Genomic DNA, 15,873 nt, shown 5'->3' on the forward strand with positions numbered 1-15,873 from the left:
GAGAGATGAGCTTGCAACGGAGATGGGCAGCAACGGTCGCGCTCTGCGCGATGCCCACATCTCAAAATCGAGATATGGGGCACCCAAATTTCTGCTTGATTGGGGGTGAGGCATGAGTGGTGCTGGGTTGGATCCAAAGACTGCGCCGACGTTTCCGATGGCGGCGAAGGCGATGATGGGCGATGTGCAGCTGCGGAAGAATGTGCGTCATGCTACGGACGTGATCCAGGAGAAGCGGGCTCGAGTGGTGAGCGAGATGCCGGACTGGCAGGAGCTGCGCGAGGCAGGGAAGCAGATTCGCCGGCACACGATGGAGCATCTGGATTTTTATCTTGAGGAGTTTGAGGCGAACTGTACGCGCGCGGGCGGAGTGGTGCACTGGGCTCGGGATGCGGAGGAGGCGCGGCGGATTGTTATTGGGCTTGTGAAGGCTTCGGGGTCGGACGAGGTGATCAAGATCAAGTCGATGACGACGGAGGAGATTCAACTGAACGCTGCGCTGGCGGCGGCGGGGATTCATCCGTATGAGACCGATCTGGCGGAGTTGATTATTCAGCTGGGGGAGGATCGGCCGTCGCATATTGTGGTGCCGGCGCTGCATAAGAACAGGCAGCAGATACGCGAGATCTTTCAGCGGGAGATGAATCTGCCGGAGTTGGGAGAAAGGCCGGAGGATCTGGCGGATGCGGCGCGGATGTTTTTGCGGGAGAAGTTTCTGCGGGTGAAGACGGCGGTGAGTGGGGCGAATTTTTTGATCGCGGAGACGGGTGGGGTTTGCGTGGTGGAGAGTGAAGGCAACGGGCGGATGTGCCTGACGCTGCCGGAGACACTGATTACGATTGCGGGGATTGACAAGGTGCTGCCGCGATTTCAGGACCTGGAGGTGATGTTGCAGCTGCTGCCGAGGTCGGCTACCGGGGAGCGAATGAATCCTTATAACTCGATTTGGACTGGGGTGGATGGGGCTTCTGCTGGCGATGGTTTGCGAGATGGCGCTCGCGATGGTCTACGAGATGGCCCAAGGGTGTTTCATGTGGTGCTGATGGACAATGCGCGGACCGAGATTCTGGCGGATGATGAGGGACGGCAGACGCTGAACTGTATTCGCTGCGGGGCCTGCCAGAATGTCTGCCCGGTTTATCGGCAGACGGGGGGACATGCGTATGGGAGCGTGTATGCGGGGCCGATCGGGGCGATTCTGACGCCGCAGCTGCAGGAGATGCATCATGCGCAGTCTCTGCCGTATGCATCTTCGTTGTGCGGGGCGTGCTATGAGGTCTGCCCGGTGAAGATCAATATTCCGGAGGTGCTGATTCATCTGCGGAACAAGGTGGTGAAGCAGAATACGGCTGGGGTCGCGGGGTTGTTCGATGTGGAGGCCGGGGCGATGAAGGCGATGGCTCTGATCTTTCGGAGTGAGAGGAGATTCAGGGCGGCCCAACGGCTAGGGCGCATCGCCGAGCGGCCGTTGGTGCGCAGGGACGCACAGGGTGAGGGACGGATTGGGTGGCTGCCGGGGCTGCTGGGCGGGTGGACGCAGGCCAGGGATCTCGGGGAGATGCCGAAGGAGACGTTTCGGGACTGGTGGGAGAGGCGGGGTGAGAATGGAAACTGATTTGGTTACAAATTCGCGGGTGGGGGTGTTGCGCAGGGTGAGGGCGGCTACAGGTAGAGCGTCAGATGGAGTTGCGGCTCGGGTTGGGTGGGATGGGATTGCACGAGAGTATCGGCGGAGGGGGACGCTGGAGCGCGAGGGGGTGCTGGCGCTGCTGGAGGATCGGCTGCGGGACTATGATGCGCGGGTGTTTCGGGTTGTGGGTGAGGACGTAGGGCAGAGTGTCGCGGAGCGGCTGGTGGAGCGGGGAGTTCGGCGGATGGTGGTGCCGGTGGGGTTGCCGGCTGCGTGGATGTCTGCTTCGGCTGCGGTGGAGTATGTGGTGGATGAGGGGTTGTCCTCGGAGGAGTTGGATGGTGTCGATGGGGTGATGACGGGGGCGACGCTGGCGATTGCGGAGACGGGGACGTTCGTGCTGCAGGGTGTGGCGGGGCAGGGAAGACGGGCGGCGACGCTGGTGCCCGACTATCACCTGTGCGTGGTGAGGGCGGAGGATGTAGTGGAGACGGTGCCGGAGGCAATGGGGCGTCTGCAGGGGACGGCTGGACTTGCGACTACGTTTGTTTCGGGGCCGTCTGCGACGGCGGATATCGAGATGACACGGATCAAGGGGGTGCATGGGCCGCAATTTCTGGATGTACTTCTAATTGTTTGAAGCGTGGAAAAAATCTTTTGACAAATGACGGTAAAAAGGCGCAGTCTGCCTATGTTTCAATAGAGAGTATATTTCTATATCGTAATATCTTGGACGCGCGAGGGACTTGAGTGATGGGAAACAACGGTGCTGGAGTGGCAGAGCGGGACGCACAGAGGGTGTACAGCGCGTTGGATGGTTTTCGGATCGAGGTTCCGTCGTGGGGATTTGCGAATACCGGGACGCGGTTCGGGAAGTTTATTCAGGGTGGCGCGGCGACGACGATTGAAGAGAAGTTCAGCGATGCGGCGCAGGTGAATGCGTTGACGGGCGCGAGCCCGACGGTGGCGCTGCACGTGCTGTGGGATTTGCCGCATGGGAGGGCGGATGTTCCTGCGATTCAGGCGCTCGAGAAGAAGTATGGGATGAAGTCTGGGTCGATCAATCCGAATCTCTTTCAGAGTGCGGAGTACAAGTATGGATCGATTGCGAATCCCAGCGCGGAGGTTCGCGGGATGGCGTTGAAGCATCTTCTGGATTCGGTGGCGATTGGGCAGGCGCTGGGGTCGAAGGATGTTTCGCTGTGGATTGCGGATGGATCGAACTATCCGGGGACGCAGAGTATTCGCAAGCGGATTGGATGGATGGAAGAGGTGCTGGGTGCGACCCATGCTGCTCTCGGAGAGGGGCAGCGGATGCTGGTCGAGTACAAGCCGTTTGAGCCGGCTTTTTATCACACCGACATTGCGGACTGGGGGATGGCTCTGGAGTTGGTGCGGCGCTGCGGGCCGAAGGCGAAGGTGCTGGTGGATACGGGGCATCATGCGCAGGCGACGAATATTGAACAGATCGTGACGTGGTTGCTGCATGTGAAGGAGCTGGGTGGATTTCATTTCAACGACAGGAAGTACGCCGATGACGACCTGACGCTGGGGTCGATTGATCCTTACCAGGTGTTTCGAATCTTCCATGAGATTTTGAGTGCGGAGGAGAAGGAACGCGCGGATGTTGCCTTCATGATCGACCAGAGCCATAACCTGAAGGGCAAGGTGGAGGCGATGGTGCAGACGGTAGCGATGGCGCAAGAGCTGTATGCGAAGGCTGCGCTGATCGACCAAGCGAAGCTGGCGGAGTTGCAGCAGGAGTGCCGGCTGGTGGAGGCGGAGGAGTGCTTCCGGAGTAGCTTCTGGCAGGACGTGCGGCCGATCGTGAGGGAGTGGAGGGTTGCGCGCGGGCTGCCGGCGGAGCCTCTGAAGGCGCTGGCGGAGAGTGGGTATGTGGAGAAGATCACGCGGGAGCGAGAGAGCAGGAACGCTCGCAGCGTCTCGACTTACGCTTAGAGATTTCTTCCTGATCGTTTGCGGGGTGAGGCGCGGGGTTGGGGTTCTGGGAAGAGGGAATTCTGGCGTTTTGATCGCTGTTGGATGGGAATTCCATTAGCGAAACCGAGGCAGGTGCCGCATAATGGATCGGCTGAGTGGTCGCTCCTCGGCGGGAGACTATGGCGGTACGAAAGACCTCGAAACGACTTTATCTGATTCCTGTGCTGTCGAAGGCGCTGGATATTTTGGAGCTGCTGCAGGCCGAGAACCAGCCGATGACGCTGGAGTCGATCCATCGGCAGACTCGAATCTCGAAGACGACGGTGTACCGGGTATTGAAGACGTTCGTTCATCGGGGATATCTTTCGCAGTCTCCTGATGGGACGTACCGGCAGGTGACGCGGCCGAAGAAGATGCGGTTTGGCTTTGGCGGGCAGAGCGCGGATATGCCGTTTTCGGTGGAGGTGACCGAGAGCTTGAAGGATGCAGCGGCGGCGGTGGGGGTCGATCTGCTGATTCTGGATAATCGCTACGACGCGGCGACTGCGTTGCGGAATGCGGAGGAGTTTGTCTCGAGCAAGGTGGATCTGGTGATCGAGTTCCAGGTGGAGCAGGAGGTTGCTCCGATGATCGGGGACAAGATTGCGGGCGCGAAGATTCCACTGATCGCCATCGATATTCCGCACCCTCATGCGACTTACTTCGGGGTGGATAACTATCGGGTGGGGATTGAGGCTGGGGAGACGCTTGGCGCCTACGCGTCTGCGAACTGGGACGGTAAGGTGGATTGGGTGATCGGGCTGGATCTGGCTGAGGCGGGGCAACTGGTGCAGAGCCGGATTACGGGTGCGTTTGAAGGGGTGAGGAGCGGACATCCGGAGTTACCGGTGGAGGTCTTTGTGCGGATCGACGGGCGAGGGATGCGCGACCGGAGTAAGAAGCTGATCTCGGATTTTCTGCAGCGACATCCGAAGGACAGGCACATTCTGATTGCTGCGGCTACGGACTCGAGCGCCCTGGGCGCGGTGGATGCGGTGCGGGAGCAGAAGCGCGAGAAGCATGTGGCGATTGTGGGGCAGGATTGCATTGCGGAGGCGATGCAGGAGATGCGGAGGGACAAGTCGCCGCTGATCGGGTCGGTGTCACATGAGGCTAGCTCGTATGGGCCGAGTTTGATTCATCTTGGACTGTCATTGCTGCGGGGGCAGACGGTGCCTCCTTACAACTATGTGGCTCATAAGATGGTGACTCGGGATTCGCTCAGTGATAATTGAATTCGAGTGTAATTTTCTCATTGGAAATAGTTGCCGTATTGGTGTTGCGTGTGGAATGATAGTCAGGGCCTGGATTTAGGCTAGGGCGAAGAGGTTGACACATGACGGCACAGAGCGGCCTGAAGTTTTTGGAAGATGGTTGGGATGAGGCGGTAGCGGCGAAGCTGGATGCACCGGAGCTGCTGAGATACAGATCGAACCTGCTGGGATCGGATCTGCGGATTACCAATTTTGGTGGGGGGAATACCAGTTCGAAGCTGGAGCAGGTCGATCCGCTGGACGGAAAGACGAAGCAGATTCTTTGGGTGAAGGGAAGCGGGGGCGATCTGGGGAGTATCAAGCGTGCGGGGTTTGCGACGCTTTACATGGAGAAGTTGCTGGCGCTGGAGAAGGCGTATCGCGGGGTGGATCTCGAAGACGAGATGGTGGAGATGTATCCGCTGTGTACGTTCGGGAATAATCCGGTTGCTGCTTCAATTGATACTCCGCTGCATGGGTTTTTGCCGTTTGCGCATGTGGACCATCTGCATCCGGACTGGGGGATCGCGCTGGCGGCCTCGGCGAACGGGAAGATCAAGATGGAGGAGTTCAATAAGGAGTTTGGACATAAGCTGGCGTGGCTGCCGTGGCAGAGGCCGGGGTTTGAGCTGGGCATGATGTTGAAGAAGATCGTGGAGGAGACGCCGGGGTGCGATGGCGTGGTGCTTGGCGGGCATGGGTTGTTTACGTGGGGAGAGACGCAGCGCGCGAGCTACCTGAGTACGATTACGATCATCGATCAGCTGGGGCAGTTTATTGAACGGCATGGTTCGGTTGCGAGGCATACGCACTTTGGCGGCGGGAAGGTGAAGAGTCGCGAAGACAGGGCTGCGGTTGCCTTGCAGGTGATGCCGTATCTGCGTGGTGTGGTGTCGCGGAAGCAGCGATGGATTGGGAGCTTTAGCGATCTGCCGCAGGTGATGGAGTTTGTGAACTCGGCGCAGGCGGAGAAGCTGGCGCACCTGGGGACGAGTTGCCCGGATCACTTTATTCGAACGAAGATTCGGCCGATGTTTCTCAAGTGGAATCCGGCGAGTGATCCGGTGGAGTTGAAGGAGTTGATTGAGAGCTCGCTTGAGAGTTATCGCGCGGAGTATGCGGAGTACTACAAGAAGCATGCGGTGAAGGATTCGCCTGCGGTGCGCGATGCGAGCCCTACGGTGGTGCTGGTGCCGGGTGTGGGGATGTTCAGCTTTGGAAAGAATAAGACGGAGTCGCGGATTACCGGAGAGTTTTACATCAATGCGATTGGAGTGATGCAGGGCGCGGGTGCTCTGGGTGCCGGGGTGGACTGCAAGGATATTCCGCAAGCTGGGCCTGCGGCTTCTGCGGATCAGTTTGTAGTGCATGCGAACTATGTTGCGCTGCCGCCGAGTGAGGCGTTCCGGATTGAGTACTGGAAGTTGGAAGAGGCGAAGATTCGCAGACAGCCGCCGGAGAAGGAGCTGAGCCGGCGGGTTGCTCTTGTGGTTGGCGGTGGGAGTGGGATTGGGCGCGAGGTCGCGCTGCTTGCGGCTCAACGTGGGGCGCATGTGGTGGTGGCCGACCGCGATGTGAAGGGCGCTGAGGCGGTTGCTGAGGAGGTGAGGGCGATTGCCGGGAAAGAAGCTGTCAGCTGGACCAGCATTGATATTCGTGACCGCAAGGCGATCAAGGGTGCTCTCGAGGCGACCGTTAAGCAGTTTGGCGGGATCGATATTTTGATCAATACAGCGGCACTGTTTCCTTCGTCGCCGGATGGTGTGATCAGCGATGCGCAGTGGGCTTTGACGCTTGAGGTGAATGTCACGGCAAACTATCTGCTGACTGACGAGGCGGCGAAGATCTTTGCGGAGCAGGGGCTTGATGCGAGCGTGGTGCTGACGAGTTCGGCGAATGCGGTTGTGGCGAAGCGTGGTAGTGAGGCGTACGACGTGAGTAAGGCGGCGTTGAGCCACCTGGTGCGGGAGCTGGCGGTTTCGCTGTCGCCCAAGGTGCGGGTGAATGGGATCAGTCCGGCTACCGTGGTGAAGGGCTCGACGATGTTTCCGCGTGATCGCGTGATCGCTTCGCTGAAGAAGTACAAGCTGCCGTTTGAAGAGACGGATACGGATGATGGACTGCGGAATGAGCTAGCGCAGTTTTATGCGACGCGAACGTTGACGCATCAGCCGATTGATCCGAAGGATTGTGCAGAGGCGATTATGTTTCTTGCGGGGCCTCTGGCTCGATGCACGACGGGACATCTGATTCCGGTGGATGGTGGTTTGACGGAAGCGTATCTGCGATAACAGAAGCGGATTTGCGATAGGAGAGGCGCGCGATGAGACGGACGCCAGATATGGCGCTGGTTCCGCAAATTCCATTGGATACGCGGGCTTTGGTGGCGGTGGACCTGGGGGCAGAGAGTTGCCGGGTGTCGCTGCTGCGATGGGTCGCTGGACGACCGGTGATAACGCTGGTGCATCGGTTTGCCAATGCTCCGCGTGAGACGGATGGTGGGCTGCGCTGGGATTTACGCATGATCGAAGCTGGGTTGGAGCATGGGCTTCGACTCTGTGCGGAGATGGCAGTGGAGGGCGTACGCTCGATCGCGGTGGATGGCTGGGCTGTGGACTATGTGCGTGTGGATGGGGATGGGATGGCGCTGGCTGATCCGTTTTGTTATCGCGATGAGAGGACGATTGAGGCGGAGCAGATGCTGTACGGGGAGATTGCCCCTGAGCGGTTGCGGGAGTGTACGGGAGTGCAGTTGCTGCGTATCAATACGCTGTATCAACTCTATGCGGACCGGTTGCAGGGACTGCCTGTGGGTAGTCAGTGGATGAATCTGCCAGAGTATGTTTTGTCGCGTTGGGGTGGTGCGCGGGTGGCGGAGGTTACGAATGCGACTCATACGCAGATGGTGGATCTGAATGGGCGGCGGTGGTGTGATGAAGTTTTTCTCGCGGCGGATCTCGACGTTGCACTTGCGCCCAAGCTGGTTCCTCCGGGAACTGAGGTTGGCAGGTTAAGTGGTGAGTTGGCGAGGCTGGCGGCGTTTCGCGATACGGTGTTGATCGCTCCGGCTTGTCATGACACGGCTTCGGCGATTGCGGGGATCCCTGCGGTGGGAGATGACTGGGCTTACCTCAGCTCGGGGACGTGGTCGCTGGTTGGGACTGTGCTGGAGGAGCCGAGGAATGATGCGGCTGTCGCGGCGGAGAACTTCACGAACCTTGGAGCGGTGGGGGGGAGAGTCTGCTTTCATAAGAATGTGAACGGGATGTGGCTGATCCGGCAGTGTCTGAAGGAGTGGACGGCGGAGGGCAGGGAGTGGAGTGTGCCGGAGTTGGTGGCTGCGGCGGAGAAGCTGGCGAAGCCGGAGGGCCTGCTGGATGTGGACGATGCTGATCTGCTGCTGGCCGGCGGGATGCCGCAAAGGATTAATGCGCAACGGGTGCGAATGGGGCTGAAGGCATTGGAGGAAGGCGCGGAGAATGCTCCGGCGTTTGCGAGTTTGATCTTTCATAGCCTGGCGGCTCGGTATGCGGCGGTTCTGGCGCGCGTAGCCTTTCATACCGGGAAGAAGTTGAAGCGGCTGTTTGTGGTGGGTGGCGGGAGCCAGAATGATTTTCTGAATCGGCTGACGCAGGAGGCTACAGGGTTGGAGTTGTTTCGTGGTGCGGCTGAGAGCTCGACGGTGGGGAACTTTGCGGTGCAGCTGGCGGTGCTGGAGGGTCGCCGCGATGAGGTGACGGGTGCGGATGCAGAGCAGGTGTCAGGATGGGCGGGGCGGTTGGCGCTGGCACTCGAGCAGGCGGCTACGAAGGGTTAGCACTGGCGTGGTAGGCTTCCTTTGCATGTCTGCTCATCCTTTTGATCTTGTTGCTTCTGCCTCCGCTGAGATGGTTCGCGAAGGTTTTCATACCGACTTTCCTGAAGGCAGCGATGCGCAGGTGGCGTCGATTCGTGCGGCTGGGGGAGCGAAGGCCGATGCGGATGTTCGCGACCTGCGCGGGCTGTTGTGGTCTTCGATCGATAATGACACCTCGCGGGATCTGGACCAGATTGAGATGGCAGAGCGCGTGGACGGTGGGGTGCGCGTGAGGGTGGGGGTGGCCGATGTTTCGGCTTCGGTGCTGAAAGATACGCCGCTGGATCGTCATGCGGCGGAGCAGACGCAGACGGTTTACACGGCGGTGCGGAACTTTTCCATGCTGCCGACAGAGCTTTCCACGGATCTGACCTCTTTGAATGAAGACGAGGATCGGATGGCGGTGGTGGTTGAGTTTGTGGTGGATAGTGAAGGGAAGGTGCAGGACACTGCCATCTACAGGGCACAGGTTCGGAACAGGGCGCAGCTGGCTTACAGCCATGTGGGGCCGTGGCTTGAAGGGAAGGCGGGGCCGGATGCGAAGGTGGCTGCTTCGGTTGATCTACAAGCGCAGCTGCGGCTGCAGGATGCGGCGGCCCAGGCGCTGCGGGCTCAGCGGGTGAAGATGGGCGCGCTGGAGTTCAACCGGGTGGAGGCCGATCCGGTGGTGGTAGATGGCAAGGTGGAGTCGATTGGGACGGCGTTTCATAATCGTGCGAGCGATTTGATTGAAGAGTTGATGATCGCTACGAATGAGACGATGGCGCGGATGCTGCGGGAGGCGAAGCGGTCGTCGATTCGGAGGGTGGTGCGGTCGCCGGAGCGATGGGCGCGGATTGTGGAGCTGGTGGGGCGGCATGGGACGGTGCTGCCGGCTCAGCCTGACTCTGGCGCGCTGAACGCGTTTTTGCAGGCACAGAGGGCGTCGGATGCGGTGCACTATCCGGATCTGTCGCTGGCGATCATCAAGTTGATGGGGCCGGGGGAGTATGTTCTGGCAAAGGGCGATGATGATGCGGAGCAGCCGGGACACTTCGGGCTGGCGGCGCAGGACTATGCACACTCAACTGCGCCGAACCGGCGGTTCGTCGATCTGGTGACGCAGCGAGTGGTGAAGGCGATGCTGGCGGGCGAGGCTGCTCCTTACACCGATGAGGAGCTTGCCGCGATTGCGACACACTGCAACGAGAGAGAGTCGGCTGGGCGCAAGGTGGAACGGACGATGTTGAAGCGAGTGGCGGCGGTGGGGCTCGCCGGAAGCGTGGGGAAGACCTTCCATGGAGTGATTACCGGCGCGAACGACAAGGGGACGTATGTGCGGGTGTTCGATCCTCCGGTGGAGGGCAAGGTGGTGCGGGGCGCGCAGGGGCTGGATGTGGGGGATATGGTGGATGTGACGCTGCTGCACACCGATCCGCAACATGCGTTTATCGACTTTGGACGTGCTTGAGGCTGAGGGCGTCTACGGTGGTTGTTAAGTTGCGTTGCGGATGTACTTTTGCTTCGCGCGGAGCAGATCGTCCAGTTGATTACCGCTGAGGGTTTGCAAGGAGCCTAGCTGGTGGGCGACGAGGCGGATGTGGGCGAGGTGCTCGACGGTCTCCATCTTGAGGAAGGCGTCCGTGAGCGTGGGTCCATAGGCTACGGCGCCGTGATTGGCCATAAGGATGGCGGTGTGATGGGGAATGAAGGGCCTGAGGCTGGCTGCGACCTCGTCGGTGCCGGTGGTGGCGTACTGGGCCAGGGGGACTGAGCCGAGGGTCATGACGGCCTCCTGGCAGAGCATCTCGTCGAGGGCGCGGCCTGCGCAGGCAAAGGCGGTAGCAATGGGGGGATGGGAGTGGACGACGGCCTCGATGTCGGCTCTCATCTGGTAGACGGCGAGGTGCATGCTGAGTTCGCTGGTGACCTTTCTTGAGCCTGCGAGCTGGCGTCCTTCGAGGTCGACGATGACCATGTCGGAGGAGCGCATGAGGTACTTGCTCATGCCGGTGGGTGTGACCAGCAGGCGCTCCTGATCGAGCCTGACGGAGAGGTTTCCGGAGGTGCCGGGCATAAAGCCGAGTCGAGAGAGCCATCGGCCGAACTGCACGAGTTCGCGCCTTAGTTCGACTTCGGGCCGGCCAATACATTCTTCGATCATCGTTCCTCTTTCATTGCCATGAAGTGTAATCCCATTACGGTTTTTAAAGTGCATGTTTCCTCACAGGATTTCGAATGGAGATCTTTTTATTTGGATGATCCTTCTTGGGGATTGAGGGCTTTGCAGATTTCTCCAAGCTTTTCCGATTTTGGCGGAGGCCAGGAAGAGATGGCCAGCGGTGAGCGGACCGACGACGCGATGATGGCCGACTGCCGCCAGGCCCATGGAGGCGATGCATCCACACTGTTCGCAGTCGGGGTTTCCACCAAACTGGCAGGGTGTAATTTTGGTTGAAAGGTCGGCGGAGACAGTCATAGTTGTTCGAGCGAAGATACACTCTTCGGGGGACTTTGGTGGAGAGGAGATTTCTTGGATGACAATGTCCGGCATATCGAGTACCGGATATTTGTTTCGGAGCTGGTGGAGCTCGGCGATGACAGCGACTCGCTGGGACGAGGTGAGAATCTCCGGATCGGTGGCACCACGCTGCGGGGTAAACAGACTGAACCAGACTTTGGCCACTGGAGTCTGGCTGCTCCAGAACTGAAGGAACTGATCGAGGTATCCGGGACGGTCGGCTATCTGCGCAGTGATGGTGCAGTGGACAGTAACTCTGGCGCCCTGGATGTTCTTCAGAATGCGCTCGTAGGTGGCTGGCTTGCGACGTTCGTCGTGCTCGGGTTGAAGTCCGTCGATGGAAACGACAACGTTGAGCTTTTTGAAGCGCTTCCACTCGGGGGGGATGACTCGGAAGGCGCTGGTGACGATTTGAGTGTGGATCCCGCGAGCTTCGATCTGCGGGAGGAGAAGTTCGAGTTCGCGATGCCGGACTAAGGGGTCGCCGCCGACGAGAGAGACGTGAAGGGGCTTCTCTTTGTCGAGCAGGTCGAGTATTCGTTGGACGAGCTCGTCGCCTTTGTAGTCGGAGAGTTCGCGCAGCTGGGTTGCTCCGCCTAGATGTGCCGTATCGAAGGCGTAGCATCCTGGGCAACGCAGAGGGCACTCCTTCGTAATTTCGATGGACAGGGAGGGAGCGCGGCCGCCGAGGATTCTAGCCCACGCGTGAAGGACTTCTGATTTCTTCATTGCTTCTCCATGATCGGCTGTATGAGAACAGATCAGTTTAGGTAGAGACCGCATGCGACTCGGAGGGAGTCGCGACTACGAAAGCACGAAGAGAGCTATCAGATTTGTAGTGGGAGATTGATGGAGTGAAGGGAGATGTTGCGCGGCAGGTTGTACTGCACAGACGAGACCATGCAGGGGCAGAGCCTGGCTGCTGGATCGGCTGGCTGAAAGAGAGAAGACAACACGCGTCGAAGCGACAGTATCAGGGCAAGGACCGCTCTTCGTTGATGAGAGAGAACGAGCATGAGGCAGAAGACTGCGGCCAGAGCGAGAAGCCCGAACTCACAGTCCTGACCACCGCGGAGAAACTTGTCGAAGGTCCAGAGGTATTCCGTCACTGGCATGACGGCTACCAGAAGCGTTGTGAGGAGTACGAGAATCTGACCGAATAAAACGCAGATCTCCGGCGCACGAGAAGGCGTGTCTTCAACCGAGCGCCTCGCTATGGAGATAAGTTTCAATAGCCCTCTTGTTCTACGCAGATTTTATCCTGATCTGTTTGTATGGGCCAGCGGGGAGCAGTCATTCTTCCAACGCTGTGCTTCGCTTAAATTCGTTCTGCCTTATGATGCGCAAATTTGCGGTATCGCTCCGTGATTGGGATTTCTTTTTTCTTCTCGGTGTTTATTTTGGGGCGAGGTGAAGCGATTCTGTCGGAGTTTGGGCGATTCAGTGTTGCGAGTCTTCGACTTGAATCAGGACCAACGCGTTTGGAGTGAGGCTGAGGTGGAGAGTTCCATTGCGAAGTGCTGTCTGCTCCGGGGCGGGAAGTGCGGTCTCGCGGTTGAGTTGCTCGGCCTGGGCGGGTGTGGGGTTTTTGGGTTTGCCCATGGCTGCCCACTGGGGTAGGACGTTGCCGTGGGTCTGATCGGCTCTTTGAATCGCGACCTTCGCGTTTTGCGGGACGCTGGCCAGATGAAGGTTGAGTTCTAGAGAGATGCCTTGCTGGCCGGGGTCAACGAGATTCCAGGCTGCGATGGCCAGGTTTCCGTTTGCTGTTCGTGTGACGATTATGTTGTTGGAGGTGTTGGCAAGGCGTTGGTCGCCGAGTTGGTGCAGGAGACCGTAGGCGTAGTAGCTGGGCTTGTTGATGCCGTCGAAGGCGCGTAGCCCGAAGTCTCCGCGGAAGGGAGTGCTGGTGGGGCCGCCTTCTTCGAAGACGTCAGAGAAGGTCCAGAAGGAGAGCATGTCTACGTTGCCGTCGCACTCACGGACTGTGTTGGCCAGCGCTGAGCCGACATAGATGGTGTCGCGCGATTCCATTTGGCCGGGGACGTTCCATTCGGTCCAGAAGAGCGGGAGGTGAGGGGTGGCGGAGTGATTGATCTCTCCGCGAACCTTGGCTATGGCGCGGCCTACGCGGTCGTCCATGGCGATGTCTTCGTTGGTGCCGAACATGTTGTGGACGGTGTCGTCGGCGTAGCCGTGGGTCGATACAAAGTCGACGGGGACGTGGTTGTCTGATGTGTGTTGAAGGAACTCTGGGATCCATTGTGCCGCTGCGGTGGCAGGGCCGCCTACTCGCAGACGTGGGTTGACGGATTTGAGTGTGCGCGCAGTGTGATCGTAGAGATCGAAGTACGATTCCTGGCGCGGGATGCCGTTCCAGAAGTCGATGTTGGGCTCGTTCCAGACTTCGAAGTACCACTGGGAGACTTCGTCGATGCCATAGCGCTCGACGAGGTGCTGGGCGAAGTGCTGGATGAGGTCGTCCCAGCGCTCCATGCTCTTTGGCGGTGAGACGTTCTGCTTGTACCAGAAGGGGTGTAGGGCGTCGGGGTTGAAGGCAAGCTTTTTGGGCATGAAGCTGATCTCTACGACAGGACGGACGCCATTCTTCAAGAGGCCGTCGTAGATGGAGTCGACGTAGGCGAAGTTGTAGACGGGGTTGCCGTGCTCGTCCTCGTTGTAGACGCCGACTTCGTCGTGGAGGATGGCGTGGAAGCGGACGTAGCGGAAGTCCGCCACTTTTTTCACGGCGCGGAGGTCTTCGCGATAGGCTTCGCGCAGGGTGAGGATGGCGCGCCCGGAGCCGAACATCTGCTCCCAAAAATGCGGGAATGGTGTTGTGGCGGCGTGGGCGTCGATTGTGATGGCTACTTCAGCAGGCGGCTGAGACTGAGAGAAGCAAGGCCACGCAGTGCATAAAAGGATGAGAGAGAGTTGCAGGAGTCGGTTTTGTCGGCTCATTTGTGACCTCGTTCTGAACAGCGAGGAGAGCTGTTTTATTTGGCTGCTTTATTTGGCTTTTCACTTAACTATGAGAAGGACGAGGCCGTGTGGCGGCACAGCGATCTGGAGATGACCGTTGGAGAGCCGGAGTTTTTCTGCGGGCGCCATCGCACCGGCGGCTCTCAACTTTTTGATCTGATCCTGGGTGAGGTCGCGCGGCCTGCCCATGGCGTCGAACTCTTTCACTGCGTTTCCGTGGTCGTCATCCACTCGCAAGAGTTCGACTTTCGCGCTTGATGGAACGCCGGTAAAGGTTAGCTGAAAGTTTTTATCTGGACCTTTGCTGGTGGGAGGAGGAGTGTAGGCGGCTCCGATGCCGAAGGGTGGGGCGTAGTTCCAGAGAGCGATTTCTACGGCGCCATCGGTCGATTTGGTTGCGAGTGCGTCGTCGTTGTCTAGTTTAATTCGGTGGTCTCCAAGACGATGCAGCATGGCGAAGGCGTTGAATGACGGCTTGGGAATGCCATTGGCAGCGACGAGGCCAAAGCCGCCGTAGAAGGGCGTCCGTACGACTCCCTGCTCCTCGAAGACATCGGAGAACGTCCAGTAGCTCATCGACTCGGTGAGGCCGTCGCACTGGCGAATGTTGTTGGCGAGCCATGATCCGAGGTAGGTGGTGTCGGTGACGTCGGGCTCGTTCGAGTAGCTGGCGTTGTATTCGCTGAAGATGAGAGGCATCTTTGGGTAGGGTGAGGCGGCGATCTCGTCGTGCACTTTTTTGACTGCGCGATAGACCATGAGGTCGCGGGGAATCTGTTCGTCGGTGTGGAAGACATCTTTGGCGGTGTCATTCGCGTAGACGTGGGTGGAGGCGAAGTCGACTGGTATGTTGTTCTCTTTACAGTGCTTGAGAAAGTCGGCGACGTACGCGGCCTGGGCTGTCGATGGGCCGCCTACGCGGATTCGTTGGCTGACTTTTTTGAGTGCGAGGGCGGTGTGGTCGTAGAGCTCGAAGTAGGTGGGGATGTTGGGGCGGCCGCCCCAGAAATCCAGATTTGGCTCGTTCCAGACTTCAAAGTTCCAGGTTGCTACTTCGTTGATTCCATAGCGGGTTATGAGGTGCTGGGCGAAGGCGGTGATCATGGCGTCCCAGAGGGCGTAGTCCTTTGGCGGCGAGACGACGGGCTTGTAGAAGAAGGACTGCGTCTGGTTTGGATCGGCGGCCATCTTGCGGGGCATGAAGCTTAACTCTATGAAAGGGCGGACGTTGTTGGCGAGGAGGCCGTCGTAGATCTGGTCGATGTAGGAGAAGTTGTAGATGCCGGCGCCCTGAACTTTTTCGGGAGGGAGGCCGGGGTTTTGCGTGGTGGCGTCGGGGTCGTAGAGGCCGACTTCGTCGAGGAAGATGCCGTGGAAGCGCACTGATTTGAAGTCGGTTACGGTCTTTACGGTGCGGAGGTCGTCGCGGTAGCTCTGACGGAGAGAGAGGATGGCGCGACCGGAGCCGAAGGTCTGTTCCCAGAAGTGGGGGAAGGGAGTGGTAGGAGCGTTGGCGTCTATCTTTACTTGCTCGGTTGTCTGAGCGTGGAGGCCCATCGTGCTGATAAGGCTGAGGCTAAGCGCGGCCAGGGCGAGCGTGCGGGACCGAATCATGAGAGATCTCTCCAGAGTGTTTTGCTTGTGGTGATTCGTGGTGACGATGTGGTTTCTT

General features: G+C 59.1%; 12 protein-coding genes. 8 read left to right on the forward strand and 4 right to left on the reverse strand.

Going from position 1 to position 15,873, the window contains the following annotated elements; all coding sequences use genetic code 11:
* The first annotated feature begins 112 nt into the window (after positions 1-112).
* The 7 genes from HDF08_RS05380 to HDF08_RS05410 all read left to right on the forward strand — a co-directional run bounded on the left by HDF08_RS05380 (position 113) and on the right by HDF08_RS05410 (position 10,169).
* Positions 113-1,615 (forward strand): LutB/LldF family L-lactate oxidation iron-sulfur protein, encoded by a 1,503-nt coding sequence (locus HDF08_RS05380; protein WP_179637526.1) that lies wholly within the window; start codon positions 113-115, stop codon positions 1,613-1,615.
* Positions 1,605-2,270: a LutC/YkgG family protein gene (locus HDF08_RS05385; RefSeq protein ID WP_179637527.1), complete on the forward strand. Its 666-nt coding sequence runs from the start codon at positions 1,605-1,607 to the stop codon at positions 2,268-2,270. The genes HDF08_RS05380 and HDF08_RS05385 overlap by 11 nt, the downstream gene beginning before the upstream one ends.
* Positions 2,271-2,383: 113 nt before the next feature.
* Positions 2,384-3,589 (forward strand): sugar isomerase, encoded by a 1,206-nt coding sequence (locus HDF08_RS05390; protein WP_179637528.1) that lies wholly within the window; start codon positions 2,384-2,386, stop codon positions 3,587-3,589.
* A 161-nt stretch (positions 3,590-3,750) separates the two neighbouring features.
* Positions 3,751-4,845 carry a substrate-binding domain-containing protein gene (locus HDF08_RS05395; RefSeq protein ID WP_179637529.1) on the forward strand — a complete coding sequence of 365 codons (1,095 nt, stop codon included), beginning with the start codon at positions 3,751-3,753 and terminating at the stop codon, positions 4,843-4,845.
* Positions 4,846-4,946: 101 nt separating this feature from the next.
* Positions 4,947-7,154 carry a bifunctional rhamnulose-1-phosphate aldolase/short-chain dehydrogenase gene (locus HDF08_RS05400; protein ID WP_179637530.1) on the forward strand — a complete coding sequence of 736 codons (2,208 nt, stop codon included), beginning with the start codon at positions 4,947-4,949 and terminating at the stop codon, positions 7,152-7,154.
* Between the two features lie 32 nt (positions 7,155-7,186).
* A complete protein-coding gene (locus HDF08_RS05405) occupies positions 7,187-8,680 on the forward strand; it encodes a rhamnulokinase (RefSeq protein WP_257030877.1) in 1,494 nt (497 codons plus the stop codon).
* Positions 8,681-8,705: 25 nt separating this feature from the next.
* The gene (locus HDF08_RS05410) at positions 8,706-10,169 is read left to right on the forward strand and encodes an RNB domain-containing ribonuclease (protein ID WP_179637531.1); all 1,464 of its coding nucleotides are present in this window, start codon (positions 8,706-8,708) and stop codon (positions 10,167-10,169) included.
* Between the two features lie 24 nt (positions 10,170-10,193).
* On the opposite strand, the gene HDF08_RS05415 is transcribed toward HDF08_RS05410, so the two are convergent.
* Complete coding sequence (locus HDF08_RS05415; protein WP_179637532.1) at positions 10,194-10,862, reverse strand: class II aldolase/adducin family protein; 669 nt, start codon at positions 10,860-10,862, stop codon at positions 10,194-10,196.
* A 60-nt stretch (positions 10,863-10,922) separates the two neighbouring features.
* Positions 10,923-11,948, reverse strand: a complete 1,026-nt coding sequence (locus HDF08_RS05420; RefSeq protein WP_179637533.1) for a radical SAM protein — start codon at positions 11,946-11,948, stop codon at positions 10,923-10,925.
* Between the two features lie 125 nt (positions 11,949-12,073).
* On the opposite strand from HDF08_RS05420, the gene HDF08_RS05425 reads away from it, so the two are divergent.
* Complete coding sequence (locus HDF08_RS05425) at positions 12,074-12,382, forward strand: hypothetical protein (protein ID WP_179637534.1); 309 nt, start codon at positions 12,074-12,076, stop codon at positions 12,380-12,382.
* Positions 12,383-12,659: 277 nt separating this feature from the next.
* Here the strand turns inward: HDF08_RS05425 and HDF08_RS05430 are convergent, their stop codons facing one another.
* Positions 12,660-14,180 (reverse strand): GH39 family glycosyl hydrolase, encoded by a 1,521-nt coding sequence (locus HDF08_RS05430; protein WP_179637535.1) that lies wholly within the window; start codon positions 14,178-14,180, stop codon positions 12,660-12,662.
* Between the two features lie 60 nt (positions 14,181-14,240).
* Positions 14,241-15,815: a GH39 family glycosyl hydrolase gene (locus HDF08_RS05435; RefSeq protein ID WP_179637536.1), complete on the reverse strand. Its 1,575-nt coding sequence runs from the start codon at positions 15,813-15,815 to the stop codon at positions 14,241-14,243.
* Between the last annotated feature and the right edge of the window lie 58 nt (positions 15,816-15,873).

The organism is Tunturiibacter empetritectus (genome assembly GCF_013410875.1).
Lineage (GTDB): Bacteria > Acidobacteriota > Terriglobia > Terriglobales > Acidobacteriaceae > Edaphobacter > Edaphobacter empetritectus.